We start from the raw sequence: 13,303 nt of genomic DNA, 5'->3' as shown, positions 1-13,303 counted from the left end.
TCAACACGGGTCTTATTGTAGGGAGCCCCTTCAACCTGCTGGCCGGGTCGGAGCGGCTCCCGAAAGCGTTTTGACGCCGGAACGACTCAGTGCCCCGGATTCTGAATGGGCACCACGACCGGACCGGTGGAACCGGCAGGCACCTGACCGTCCGCTTCCATCTGCGCCGCGATCTCCTGGGCCTTGGTCAGCAGCGTCTCGACGATCTGGTCCTCGGGCACGGTCTGAATCACCTTGCCCTTGATGAAGATCTGCCCCTTGCCGTTGCCGGAGGCCACGCCAAGGTCGGCTTCGCGCGCCTCGCCGGGGCCGTTCACGATGCATCCCATCACGGCCACGCGAATCGGTGCCGTAACGTCCTTCAGTCCTTCGGTCACCGCGGAGGCGAGCTGGATCACGTCCACCTGCGCACGCCCGCAGCTCGGGCAGGAAATGATATCGAACTTGCGCGGCCGCAATCCCATGTATTCCAACAGCTTGCAGCCAACCTTCACCTCTTCGACAGGAGGTGCGGACAGGGAGACGCGGATCGTATCGCCAATGCCTTCGGCGAGCAGCGCACCGAACGCCAGGCAGGATTTGATGGTACCCTGCCATGCCGGGCCGGCCTCGGTCACGCCGAGATGCAGCGGCCAATCGCCCTTGGAGGCGAGCAGGCGGTAGGTCTCGACCATGGTGATCACGTCGTGGTGCTTGACCGAGATCTTGAAGTCATGGAAGCCCACGTCCTCGAACATGTGCGCTTCCTTCAACGCGGATGCGACCAGTGCCTCCGGGGTCGGGCCGCCGTACTTGGCGTACAGTTCCTTGTCGAGCGAACCGGCGTTCACGCCGATACGCAGCGAGATGCCGGCGTCGGTCGCGGCCTTGCAGATGGAGGGGCCGACCTCATCGAATTTGCGGATATTGCCCGGGTTCACGCGCACCGCCGCGCAACCGGCGTCGATCGCCTGAAACACGTACTTGCTTTGGAAATGGATGTCCGCGATCACCGGAATAGGCGATTTCGCGCAGATCTGCGGCAACGCGTCGGCATCATCCTGGCTGGGCACCGCGACTCGGACGATATCGCAGCCGGCCGCCGCAAGCTCGGCGATCTGGCGCAGCGTCGCGGGCACGTCCGCGGTGACGGTATTGGTCATGGACTGCACGGAGATCGGGGCACCGCCGCCGACCGGCACAGGGCCCACCATGATGCGGCGGGACTTGCGACGCGGGTGCAACGGGCTTTCGCTGGTCAGGGCAACAGGGTCACCGGTTGGGCGGAACGGCTTGTCGATTTGTGCCATAGGTCTCTTCTACTCGCAATTCTTGGATGATGACGAACAGCCGTACGGAGCACGGTCCGCACGGGTCACTGTTGACGGTTTATCAAATCGTCGGCGCGACGGCGAGCTTCCTGCTCGACTTGACCCATTTCCTCCACGTCCTTGAACAGAGGCGCGCCACGCAGCTCGCCATCCATCGCGTCGAGCACGGCCTTGACCGTGTCCACGATGCCCAGGTACGGCAGGCGATGATCGAGGAAGGCATGCACCGCCTGCTCGTTCGCCGCATTGAGCACGGCCGTATGCTTTTCGGAGGCCGCAAGGCAATGCCGGGCGAGGGAGACCGCGGGGAACGCCTCGTCATCCAACGGTTCGAACGTCCATTGCGCCGCCTTGGTCCAGTCGCATGCCGCAGCGACATCGCCGAGACGATCCGGGGCGGACAGGCCGAGCGCGATGGGAAGACGCATGTCGGGCGGGGACGCCTGGCTGATGGTGGCACCGTCGACGAACTCCACCATGGAGTGCACGATGGACTGCGGGTGCACGGTCACTTCGATGCGTTCGGGCGGAATATCGAACAGGCGGCTCGCCTCGATCACTTCCAGTCCCTTGTTCATCAGCGTGGACGAGTTGATGGTGACGACCGGCCCCATATGCCAGGTCGGGTGGTTCAGCGCCTGCTCGGGGGTGATGCCGGTCATCTGCTCGCGCTTCCAGCCGCGGAACGGGCCGCCGGATGCGGTGACGATGAGCTTGGCGACCTCGGCGTGGGTGCCGGATCGCAACGACTGCCAGATGGCGGAATGCTCGGAATCGACGGGGTTGATCTGCTTGTCGCGGATCTGCGAGCTGAACAGCAGATGACCGCCGGCCACCACGGATTCCTTATTGGCAAGCGCCAGCTGGGATCCTGCCTGCAATGCCGCGATGGACGGTTCCAGACCGATCGAGCCGGTGATGCCGTTCAATACCACGTCGGCTCCGGAGCCTGCCAGTGCGATCACGGCATCGGGACCGGCCTGAACCTGCGTAGAGGCGGCTCCCGCCTGGTCAAGCGCCTCGCGCAACGGCTTGGCCGCCTGCTTGTCGAACACCGCCACCATCGGAACATGGAACTGCGCCGCCTGCCGGGCAAGCAGGTCGATATGGGCTCCGCCCGCGGCCAAACCGCTTACGGTGAACCGTTCCGGGTGTCTGGAGATAACGTCAAGTCCTTGGGTACCGATGGAACCGGTCGATCCAAGAACGACCACGGTATTGCTGTGAATCACTGCTCTTTCTTTTCGTTGTCAAAAGTGGGGAACGACAGATCCGGAATGTCGGCGCCCGGGAAGGTGAAGTCGAACTTCACGCTGCTGTCGCTGTCACCATTGTTTCCGTTGTTTTCTTCGTGCTCATCGCCGTTGCCGCCGTTCTGCGGAACGCTGTGCGGCGCATTGGTTTCTGCTGCGGGAGCGAAGCTCGGGAACGCCGTGGAGGCGAACGGGCTGGGCGCGTCGAGGCTGGGGACCTTGGGCACGAAGCTCTTCTCTTCGACCTTGGGCATCTCCTGGGAGACCTCGGCCATATGGGCCAGGGATGCCAGGGAGGCGTTGGATTCGGATGCGCGCTGCGTGAAGGAGGAAACCGGGGCGCTCGAAGCCGCCGGCGTGATGGGAGCCGACTGGGGTGCCTGCTGGGGAGGCGCGAATCTGGAATCGGCGGCCGAGGAGACGGACGGTGCGGAGTACGACGGCGCAGCGAAGGACGCCGTGGCGGCGGTCTCCGGAGTGGAGAGCGGCTGGGAGAACGCCGACTGAGCGAAGATCGACGGCTTTTCCTTCGCTTCAGCCGGCTGCGCCGCGGCTGCGGGCGCGAACGGCGACGTCTGTTCCGAAGCGGGCTGCGTATGTGCGACCGGTTCGGCAGGCGTCTCGACGGAAGGCACGGCAGCGAACAGCGGTGTGACGGCCGGGGCCTGCGGCGCGGCCTCATGCTGCTGAGACTCGACGGACGGGGTCTGCGGTTCGGCGGTGACGGTGGGCGGCGCGAAGGACGGCGGAATCGTCTCGTTGCTCGCTTCGTTCGCCGTGGAGCCCTGCGGGAAGAGGCTCGGTGCATATGAGGCCGGCTGCGCGGACTGTGCAGCGCCTTCGGAACCGGGCTGTTCGGGCTGGGCGAAGAGGCTCTGCTCCGCCTGACTGACCGCGGTGAACTTGTCCGGAGCCTGCACAGGCTCCGGCTCGGAGGCGGCCAACGATTCGCTGACCGCGGACTGGAACTGCGCGTCCTCGGAGATCAGCGGGGCGCTCTCATCGCTCGTCACCGCCGAAACGGCCGGGGCGACCGCGGCGACAGCCGGCACTTCCGAGCTTTCCCCGGCATTCGGGGCGATGCGATCGGAGATACGACCATACGATTCGATGCGGCTCAGCAGTTGTACGCATGAATTCAGGAAGTAATCGACCTGACGCTCGTCGTATCCCTTCTTTCCCTTGCGCTGGGTGAATACGGAATTGGCCACGGCCTCCGCGGTGATCTTGTCGAAGCCCTTGACATCCTCTTTGGAGATGCCGTCGATGCCAAGCTCCGCCGCGCACTTGTCCACGATCCTGTCGGCAAGCTTATCGACCTGCTTGCGATCGTAGGACGGCACATGCGGCTTGCCCGAGCTGAACCGCTCCCCCGTCGCACGGCCGACATGGCGGGCCACCTCATGGTACAGGTCCTCGGTCTGCGCCTTCCAGGTGACGCGGCCATGCTGGGAGATCTCACGGGCGGTCTGCTTGTCGACCACAGCACGCTCCAGGCGCGCCAGCGTGGCATCGACCTGCGCGATGACGTAGCCGCCTCGTGTCAGATCGAAGGAAGCGTTTTGGATGTCGCGCTGCGTCAGCTGCACGCCATCGCCGTCATACAGCGCATGCGCGTGCTCCAGAAACTCATCCACCTGATCGGGATCGTACCCCCACTTGCGCTTCCCGACCCTGGGGATTGAAGCTTCAGACTGCTGAGCCATAGTCTACCGACCTCCTAGAGGAACAAACATACTCCGCTCCAGTTTACGTGGGCGCTGAGACGCTGCCCCATGGCGAACGCCCAACTCGCCGCATATTCCACCTGTTCGCTTCGTTCGCCACGCGTTCGTCAGGGGTTACGCTATGGTATTGGAGAGCGGGCGATTAGCTCAGTTGGTTAGAGCGCCACCTTTACACGGTGGATGTCGGGGGTTCGAGTCCCTCATCGCCCACGATGTTGCGGTGTGCTCATCGGTTTTTAATCCGACGGGCGCACCGTTTTTCGTTGGAACTGGAAATGGTGGTCGGTTCGGTCGAAATCGGCGCCGATTTCGACCGAACCGACCACCGAATGAGCCGAAACGTCCGAATGAACCGCACAAGCCGCAAAAGACATGCGAAGGACATAAGAAAAAGGAGCGATCCGAAGATCGCCCCTCAACGTTTCATCATGCGGAACCTATACCCGCAATCTCACCTGCCCTTGCCGAAGGCACGCAGGCGGATGCCGTTCCAATCGCCGCTCACCGTGAGCGGAGTCGCGGCGTTCATGCCGGCTGTCTTGGCTGCGGACTGCACGGTGCTGGAGCTCGGAGCTCCCGGACGCCCCGGCTTCGGGGTCAGCACCCACAACGGGCCGTCATCGCCAAGCACGGCGTAGGCATCGACGATAGTGTCCGAAAGCGCATCCTCGTCATCGCCGTCTCGCCACCACAGGATCACGCCGTCCACGGCGGAATCGTAATCCTCGTCGACAAGCTCCTCGCCCGTCAGTTCTTCAATCTTCTCTCGGATGGAATCATCCACGTCGTCATCCCACAGCCATTCCTGCACGATGTCGCCGCGTTCAAATCCAAACTCTTCAGCGTTCTGTGATGCCGTTTGATTCACAAGCCCTAACAATAGCAACATGTGACGAAATGCGTGTTAATTGCTCACGTTTTTTCATTCCGTTCCCTTCACGCTGCGAGCCGCCGTGCAATGCGGCAACGACGCGCCCTTCCCCTTGCCGATGGCCACCACCGCATCATAGGCCTCGTCGATGGTGGATACGGCGACATCGCGCATGCCTGCGGGAACATGGCCGACCACCTCGTCACAATTGCCCTTCGGGGCAAGGAACCATGTGGCCCCGTCACGCTTGGCGCCGATCATCTTCAGCCTGATGCCGCCGATCTCGCCGACCTTGCCCTTGGCATCGATGGTGCCGGTGCCGGCGATGGTCTTGCCGCCGGTCTCGTCCTGGGGGGTGAGCTTGTCGATCAGGCCGAGCGTATACATCATGCCGGCGGACGGCCCGCCGATATCGTCCACGTGCATGCGCACCTTCACGCCGGAAACATCGACGCCACGCTTCCTGAGCATGTTCTTCGCAGCCTTGACCGCGGCGCTCTGGGAGTCCTTCATCTCCTTGGCGCTCTCGCTCTCGTATTCCTCGGCCGTCTGCCCGGTGGGCACCACGACCTCACGCGGCATCACGATGGCATGGGGGTCGAACAGCGCCCACAGCACCTCCGCATTGGTCACCGGATAGCCAGGCAGGCCACTCGCGTTCACCGTGGTCAGCAGCAGTTTGCCCTTGCCGTGGTACACACGTGCGTTCGACACGGCGATGACCTGCTTGCCGCTGCTGGAGCCTAGCACGTTCTGCGTGGGGCCGGGCATCTCCACCGAGTAGGCGCTGGGCAGGCACAGCACCACAAGGCACAGCGCCACGGCGATCAGACCCGCCAGATAGCGCGGCGAGCGCGCGCGGAAATACCATACGATGCGTGAGGGTAAGGAGGTATGCGACATACCGTGCATACTACACAGGCGAGCTGAACGCCGGTGCCGCGACCACACGCAGCGCCGCACGCGGATTCACGAACCGTCCCGTCACGCATCGCATGCGCCACGGCCGCACGCCGGGCGCGCGACCGCATGAGGATCGTGTGAATCCTATGCTGTCAGCAAACGGCACGCATGACCGAAGTGGACGGCACACCTTAGTATGAATACCAAAAGACACGTATACCGGCATGTGCACCGGCCCATACAGCCGCAAGGGATCTAAGGACACCCATTATGGACGAAAACGCATTTCACGATTGGCTCATCACCTGCTTCGGCAAGGAGCAGGGTGAGGCCGCCTGGCAGCAGATCTCCCAGCTGCCCGACTCCATCCGCGAACAGCTGCTCAGCCAGGATCCGGGCACGCTTCCCAATCCGGCCGAGGTACAGCAGCTGATGAACGCGTTCACCGCCGGTGGGCTCAATACCGTCAGTGAAATGCAGCAGACGGTGCAGGACGGCCCCATCAACATCAAGCTGGCGAAGTCGCTGGCCTTGCAGCATGCGAATGCCGACGGATCGCATACCACCGTCAGCGCCGAGGAGGGCGCGGCGGTGCGCAAAGCCATGAGCGAGGCGAATCTGTGGCTGGACAGTGCCTGTGAATTCGCGCCTCCGAGCGGTGAGCCGCAGGCGCTGACCCGCGCCGGATGGGTCGAGGGCACGTTGGACGCCTGGGCGAAGTTCGCCGCGCCGATCGCCGCCTCGATGGGCGATGCGTTGGCTTCGGTGATTTCCGAACGGCTTGGAGACTCGTTCAATGGCGAGATCGCGGGCATGTTCGCCGGACCGGTGCCGATTCCGATCCCGGACGGCATGAAGGACCCGGCGCAGCTCATCAAGCTGCTGGGCAACACGTCCTTCGCCATGCAGCTGGGCCATGCCGCGGGCGTGCTCAGCCGCGAGGTGCACGGCGGTTTCGATCAGGGCATCGCGCTGCTGTCCAATCCGGCCGGGGCGTTGGTCGCACAGAACGTCGAGGAATACGCCAAGTCGTTGAACAGCAATGTGGAGGATTCCTTCGAGGACATTTCCCAGGAGGAGGCCGCGAAGAATCCGACGAGCAGCGAAGCGGACAAGGTCGCTGCCGGCACGGCCGATGAGGGGCAGCCCGGCACGATGGATGCGCAGACCGAGGAACTGTTCAATCAGATCGTCCAGCCCGATCCGATCCCGCAGGATGAGGTGATGACGTTCCTCGCCCTGCGTGAGGCCGCGCATGCACGTCTGTTCTCGGCGGTCCCGTGGCTGATGCCGCGTTTCGAGGCGCTGATCAGCAAATACGCCAACGGCATCTCCATCGATCTAGATGCGATGGAGGAACAGCTGCGTGACGCCGAAAGCCTCGACCCGGATTCCATCTCCAATGCGGTGAACCTGACCAAGGTGGGCATTCCCGACACCCCCGAGCAGCGTCAGGCCATGGCTTCGATCGAGTCGCTGTTGGCCTTGGTCGAGGGCTGGGTGGATTGCGTGGTCTGGAGGGCCGGCATGGCGCATCTTCCGCATATCGAGCAGCTCAGCGAGATGGCCCGCCGCGAGCGCGCCACGGGCGGCCCTGCCGAGCGTACGTTCGAAAGCCTGCTCGGCTTGGAGCTGCGCCCCAAGCGCATGCGCGAGGCCGCGGACCTGTGGTCCATGATCACCGCCGCGGATAGCGCCGAGGCACGCGACGCCAAGTGGTCGCACCCCGATCTGCTGCCGTCCCTGGATGGCGGCGAGGCCGGCAACGCCGCTTCGCAGGCACCCGCCGACGGCCCGACGAGCGGCAATGACTGGGATGCGGAACTCTCCAAGTTGCTTGGCGAGGAAGGCGACTGATTCCGTCGCGATACGGCGAAGTCATGACCGACCGTATCCGACGACCACATATAGGCTGAATATAGGTTGAAAAGCCGGTTCGCGCAGAGCATACGAACCGGCTTTCGCGTATCATGCGCCCGCCAGTCCCGGCGCAAGACCTCCGCAACAGCATGACGGTCTGGCTGGCTAAGCCCGGAACGACGAGCAGTCCCGCCCAATCTAGCTGAGAAAACGGCTCAGCATGCGCTGCTGGGGACCCATGCCGTCCTTGGAACGGGCATACGACATATGCAGCGTGTCCTCGGCTCGGGTGATGGCCACATACATCAGACGCCGTTCCTCCTCCAGCTCCTCGCCTTGCCGTGCGGACCCGTATGGCAGCAGCCCCTCCGAACAGCCGATCACGAATACGTGCTTGAATTCAAGGCCTTTCGCGGCGTGAATGGTGGATACGGTGACGCGACCGAGTTTTCGCACCGCGGCATCGTCCTGTTCGCGCATCGTCTCGGCCAAGGCGATCTGGCCCGCGGCTTCAAGATCGGCCACCGGCGACGAGGATGTCCAGCCGGAATCGCGCCGGACGCGGTATCCCAGCCGTTCGGCGCGCAATGCGCTGCAGCACACGGCCTGCTGCGCGTTGATTCGCGTAAGAATCGCGCAATCCGAGGGATTCGCGCCGTTCGCCACCAGTTTCGCGATGCGCGAGGCGACGCCCTGCGCCTCCAGCATGTCCGTCTCGTACACCTTGCGCGACACCCTGCTGCCGGCCTCGCGTGCGGAATGCAAGCGCAGATAATCCTGTCGTATGGGCGAGGCAGCCAGCACACGGTTGGCGTAGTTCACCACCTGCGGCGTGGAACGGTAATCCGTGTCCAGCCGAATGTCGGCGGACAGGGGCCTGAACTCGTCGGCGAACGCCAGCAGATCGTAGCTGGAGGCACCGGCGAACGAATAGATGGTCTGTGCGGGGTCCCCCACCACGCACACATTGCGGTTATCGCCCAGCCACAGCCGCATCAGACGGTGCTGCAGCGGCGAGACGTCCTGGTATTCGTCCACGGTGAGCCAACCGATGGACCGGCGGATGGCCGAGGCCTGGTCGTCGAATTCCTCAAGCACATGGCACATCATGAGCAGGATGTCGTCGAAGTCCATTTCGCCGCGGGCTGTCTTTTCCAGCTCGTAGGCGTCGTAGATGTCCGCGAAACGCGAGGCGTCGATGCCGGCCGGCGCGCAGCGTTCGACGGCGGCGGCCACGCGCTCCACCTCGCTCGGCGCCACCAGCGAGATTTTCGCCCAGTTGATCTCGTCGCGCACCGCCTGGACCGTCAGATCGTCCAACCTGTCGGCGAGCCCGACCCTGCGCATGGCGCGCATGGTGATGTCGCGCGCGTCCTCCACTAGTCTGGGGAACGGCGCCTCGCACACTTCAGGCCATACGCGGCGAAGCTGGCGCAGGGCCGCGGAGTGGAAGGTCGCCACCGTCACCTGATCGCCCACGCCTAGGGATTCGAGGCGCAGCCGCATTTCGGCGGCCGCCTTGACCGAGAACGTCACCGCAAGCACACGGGACGCGTCCCACTCGCCGCTCACGCATGCATGGGCGATACGCCGGGTCACCGTGCGGGTCTTGCCCGCGCCGGCACCGGCGATGATGCGCACGGGGCCGTCCAGCGCCGTCGCCGCAGCCAGCTGCGCATCATCCAAACCTTCAAGCAGCTCGTCCATGCACCCCATTGTGGCAAGCGCCCTGCCCCATACGCGAACGCCATATGCCGAAATCAGCGCCGTGACGCCCGACATCGGCCGTGTCTGACCGCTCTGGGCCGCATATGTATTAGTGTGGAAGCGTGACTGAACGAAACGAACTCATGATGGCGGCACTGACCTCGGCCGCCATGCCATCCATCGTCGTGGCCGGCGTGTTCTCCGGCACCACGCGTGCGCATGGCATCGACCAGGCGCAGGTACGCGACGCGTCGGGCACCGTATACGACGTGTACGCCACCAACAGCGATCAAGGACGAAAGCTGCTGGCTTCGCGCGTGAAGGCCGCCCGTGCGCTCGGCGCGGTAAGGGAATCCGGCGGTCTCGGCTTCTCGCTGGGCCGTGTGCTCACCTTCGTTCCCGGCACCGACTCCCAGGGCCCGACCGGTGACACCGCGGTGATGGTGATGATGCATCAGGACGGTGCCGAAATCCCGCTTGATGTGCTTTCCTCGACGCAATGCTCCGCCATGGGCACCGCCATCGGCGCGATCCACCGTCTGCGCACCGACTTCATGCAGGAGGCCGGCTACCCGGCGTTCGCCACCGGCCAAATCAGGGCGCAGCTCACCGCATGGATCAGGCGTCTGCGCAATGCCGGCCATGTGCCGAGCGAGATCACCACCAGCTGGGCGCGCATCATGGAGACCGAAGGCCTGTGGTCGTTCACGACGTGCATGGTGCACGGCGGATTCGAGAACGAGGACGTCCGATTCAGCGGATCGACCATCACCGCGGTGAACAACTGGCAGAACATGCAGGTCAACGATCCGGCACGCGACCTGGCCTGGATCTTCTCGAAGCTTGACGAGGAGCGTCGCAACGCGGTCCTCACCGCATACGGGCGCATGATGGGCAACCGTCTCGACGATCTGATCATGCTGCGCGCCAACCTGTGGGTGCAGATGGAGCAGGTGGGCGATTTCATCCGTGCGCTGAACAACGCCGATAACGACAAGATCATCCAGTTCAAGGCGCAGGTGGACCGCCTCGCGCACCAGCTCGGCGTGAGCGTACGCAGCGCCCAGACGCCCGCCAATACCGTGAAGCCTTCCGCAGGCAAGCATCCCTCCACGATCACGGTCGGCACGCTGCTGCAGGGCGATGAGCAGGGCATGCGATCCGGCAGCGGGTTCGCATCCGACGACACCGCCGATCCGGACAACACCGGTTCCGCGGACATCGCCGCCGCCAACGCGGGCACGCTGTCCGACAGCACCGCGAGCGGGCATTTCGCCTCCGCGCCGATGCCGGACATCCCGCCCATCTCCTCCGCCACCATCGCGCTTGACCGGATGGCGGATGCGACTGGCGACACCCACGTCTCCCCGAACGAGGCTCTGGCGGACGACGACACGAACCAGCATCGCATCGTGACCGACCGCGGCAACGGCGGCATGCCGAGCAGGGAGCAGCCGCAACGGTTCTCCGTGCCGAATCTCAACGCCCCGGCGACCGAGGTGATTCCCCTGCTGGAGCGCGAGGAACGCGCCCTACACGACGCGCAGACCGGACTGGACGCCTCCGACGTGACGAACGAACGGAACATCACGCCGCAAGCGTAATCGCCACTGTGGTTTTCGCCACATGCGAGCAGAATATTAGCCATACACGAACCAACCAAGGAGCACTCAATGGATATCGAACTGGGCATTCAGAACGTGGCACGCGCCGTCACCTTCAGCACCGAGGATTCCGCGGACGCCGTCAACGCGGTCATCAACGCCGCGGTGACCGAGAACAAGCCGATCACGCTGAAGGACGACAAGGGCCGCACCATCGTCGTGCCGGCCGGCGCGCTTGGCTATGCGATCGTCGGTTCCGAAACCAAGCATGCCGTCGGTTTCGGTGCGCTCTGACGGTTCCGGTCGCCGCGCAGGCATCGTTGTGACCATAGCGTGACGATGACACACTTACGCGAAACGGGGTGTCTCCTTGTAGTGGAGACGCCCCGTTTCGCATAGCTGCCGCATGTCAGGCGATCGGCGGAAGCACCCCGCGTTCCGCGATCAGGCGGATGGTGGCCTCATCGGTCAGGTTCTCCCCCAACGCGTTCGGCTTGCCGTCGCCATGCCAGTCGGAACCTCCGGTCACCAGCAGCCCGTACCTATGCGCAAGTTCCAGCAGCCGACGACGCTGGTCGGGAAGATTGCCGCGATGCCAGACTTCAAGACCGTCCAATCCGGCGTCCGCGAGCGCCCCGATCTGCTCGTCGGAGAGCAGCGTGCTGTTGCGGCGTCTGTCGCCGGGGTGTGCGACGATGACCACCCCGCCGGCCTGTTTGACTGTTTCCACCACTTCCAGAGCCGTGGGCGACGGCGTGGGAATGTAGTACTTCGATTGCGCGCTCACCGCGCCGGCGAACGCTTCGCTGCGGTTCCTGTACACGCCTGCGGCAACCAGCGCATCGGCGATATGAGGTCTGCCCACCGTGGTGCGGCTTCCTTCCTTGACCTGCTGCTCGACCTTCTCCCAGGTGATCGGGAAGTCCTTCGCCATGCGTTCGACCATGTGCTGCGTGCGAAGCAGTCGCTTGCGTCTTGTGGTCGAGAACATGCCGGCGATCCGTTCGTTCGCCGGATCGTACAGCAGTCCGAGCATGTGTACGCTGATCGAACCGTATGCGGCGGTGATTTCCGTGCCGCGCAGCAACGGCATGCCCGACTGTGAGGCCGCCGCAACGGCGTCATGCCAGCCGGCATTCGTATCGTGGTCGGTGATCGCGACGCCGTTCAAACCGCACCGCAATGCCTGATCGACCATGCCGCCCGGCGTGCGCGTGCCGTCCGAGAACACGGTGTGGCAGTGGATGTCCCACCCTTCTTCGGGCGGTTCACCGGGAATCTCATAGTGCGTCATGCCACTATCGTAACCCACTGTTAAGCTCGTGCCGCAGGATGAGGGAACCGCACAACGATAGCGGTTCGCAGCGATTCATAGTGGTTCAACGAGGAAGGATGATCATGGGCGGCGAGACATTGGATTCGGAACAGGATTTGGAATTACGGCCGAAGGGCTGGCGGCATAGCGCCACGTGGGTGTACCTGGTGATGCTGGTGGCCTCCGCCGTGGCGTTGGCCGTGTCGTTCATTCTGAGCGCGGATACGCTCAAATTGGCTCGTAACCCCGGCCAGCAGCTGGGCTGCGACGTGAACGCGGTGTTGTCCTGTTCCTCCGTCGCCCAGTCCTGGCAGGCGGAAATCGTGAAGTTCGGCGGGCTGAGCTACCCGAATGCCTTCTTCGGCATCGCCGCCGAATCGGTGTTCGTGACCATTGCCGTGATCGGTCTGGCGCGTGTCAGAGTGCCGCGCTGGTTCGCCACCTGCACGTGGCTGGGCGGTCTGGCGGCGCTGGCGTATTCCTACTGGCTGACCTCGCAGTCGCTGTTCGTGATCCAGGCGTTGTGCCCGTGGTGCATGGCGCTGATGTTCTCCACGACCATCCAGTTCATGGCGTTGTCGCATGCGACGGTGGTGGTTCAGGAGCTTCCCCTGCGTAAGGACGGCAAGGCACGTGGCCTTGACACCTACTACCGCCTCAATTACGACCTGATGGTCGATGTGGTGTGGATTCTGGCGTTGATCGCGATCATTATGGTCAAGGACGGGCCGATGATATTCCGCTGACCTGCTG

General features: G+C 63.9%; 11 protein-coding genes and 1 tRNA gene. 5 read left to right on the top strand and 7 right to left on the bottom strand.

Annotated elements, in window-relative coordinates; translation table 11 throughout:
* Positions 1 to 86: 86 nt before the first annotated feature.
* From ispG to G1C98_RS02175, 3 genes are all read right to left on the bottom strand, one after another.
* Positions 87 to 1,289, bottom strand: a complete 1,203-nt coding sequence (gene ispG, locus G1C98_RS02185; RefSeq protein WP_169078803.1) for a flavodoxin-dependent (E)-4-hydroxy-3-methylbut-2-enyl-diphosphate synthase — start codon at positions 1,287 to 1,289, stop codon at positions 87 to 89.
* A 65-nt stretch (positions 1,290 to 1,354) separates the two neighbouring features.
* Positions 1,355 to 2,539: a 1-deoxy-D-xylulose-5-phosphate reductoisomerase gene (gene dxr, locus G1C98_RS02180; protein WP_169079168.1), complete on the bottom strand. Its 1,185-nt coding sequence runs from the start codon at positions 2,537 to 2,539 to the stop codon at positions 1,355 to 1,357.
* Positions 2,539 to 4,269, bottom strand: a complete 1,731-nt coding sequence (locus tag G1C98_RS02175) for a DivIVA domain-containing protein (protein ID WP_169078801.1) — start codon at positions 4,267 to 4,269, stop codon at positions 2,539 to 2,541. The genes dxr and G1C98_RS02175 overlap by 1 nt, the downstream gene beginning before the upstream one ends.
* Positions 4,270 to 4,426: 157 nt before the next feature.
* On the opposite strand from G1C98_RS02175, the gene G1C98_RS02170 reads away from it, so the two are divergent.
* Positions 4,427 to 4,500: transfer RNA gene (locus G1C98_RS02170), tRNA-Val, on the top strand.
* Positions 4,501 to 4,741: 241 nt separating this feature from the next.
* Here the strand turns inward: G1C98_RS02170 and G1C98_RS02165 are convergent.
* Together G1C98_RS02165 and G1C98_RS02160 are read right to left on the bottom strand one after the other, a co-directional pair.
* Entirely contained in the window at positions 4,742 to 5,158 is a 417-nt protein-coding gene (locus G1C98_RS02165; RefSeq protein ID WP_169078799.1) for a DUF3052 domain-containing protein, read from the bottom strand.
* Positions 5,159 to 5,212: 54 nt separating this feature from the next.
* Positions 5,213 to 6,064: a YlbL family protein gene (locus G1C98_RS02160; RefSeq protein ID WP_240944883.1), complete on the bottom strand. Its 852-nt coding sequence runs from the start codon at positions 6,062 to 6,064 to the stop codon at positions 5,213 to 5,215.
* 270 nt (positions 6,065 to 6,334) lie between these two features.
* Here G1C98_RS02160 and G1C98_RS02155 point away from each other — a divergent pair, with 270 nt between their 5' ends.
* On the top strand, positions 6,335 to 7,921 hold the full coding sequence (locus tag G1C98_RS02155; protein ID WP_169078796.1) for a zinc-dependent metalloprotease: 1,587 nt from the start codon (positions 6,335 to 6,337) through the stop codon (positions 7,919 to 7,921).
* A gap of 201 nt (positions 7,922 to 8,122) precedes the next feature.
* Here the strand turns inward: G1C98_RS02155 and G1C98_RS02150 are convergent, their stop codons facing one another.
* Positions 8,123 to 9,631, bottom strand: coding sequence for an ATP-dependent helicase (locus G1C98_RS02150; protein ID WP_240944882.1), 1,509 nt, complete (start codon positions 9,629 to 9,631; stop codon positions 8,123 to 8,125).
* 143 nt (positions 9,632 to 9,774) lie between these two features.
* Between G1C98_RS02150 and G1C98_RS02145 the strand changes: the two genes are divergently transcribed.
* Positions 9,775 to 11,235, top strand: a complete 1,461-nt coding sequence (locus G1C98_RS02145; protein ID WP_169079166.1) for a phosphotransferase — start codon at positions 9,775 to 9,777, stop codon at positions 11,233 to 11,235.
* A gap of 69 nt (positions 11,236 to 11,304) precedes the next feature.
* Complete coding sequence (locus G1C98_RS02140) at positions 11,305 to 11,529, top strand: DUF3107 domain-containing protein (protein WP_169078794.1); 225 nt, start codon at positions 11,305 to 11,307, stop codon at positions 11,527 to 11,529.
* Between the two features lie 115 nt (positions 11,530 to 11,644).
* On the opposite strand, the gene G1C98_RS02135 is transcribed toward G1C98_RS02140, so the two are convergent.
* Positions 11,645 to 12,529 (bottom strand): PHP domain-containing protein, encoded by an 885-nt coding sequence (locus G1C98_RS02135; RefSeq protein ID WP_169078792.1) that lies wholly within the window; start codon positions 12,527 to 12,529, stop codon positions 11,645 to 11,647.
* A gap of 104 nt (positions 12,530 to 12,633) precedes the next feature.
* Between G1C98_RS02135 and G1C98_RS02130 the strand changes: the two genes are divergently transcribed.
* Positions 12,634 to 13,296: a vitamin K epoxide reductase family protein gene (locus tag G1C98_RS02130; RefSeq protein WP_169078790.1), complete on the top strand. Its 663-nt coding sequence runs from the start codon at positions 12,634 to 12,636 to the stop codon at positions 13,294 to 13,296.
* The last annotated feature ends 7 nt before the right edge of the window (positions 13,297 to 13,303 follow it).

It is taken from the genome of Bifidobacterium erythrocebi (assembly GCF_012932675.1).
Classification (GTDB): domain Bacteria; phylum Actinomycetota; class Actinomycetes; order Actinomycetales; family Bifidobacteriaceae; genus Bifidobacterium; species Bifidobacterium erythrocebi.
The sequence above is the reverse complement of the archived record's forward strand: the minus strand, read 5'-3'. Positions and strand labels throughout refer to the sequence as shown.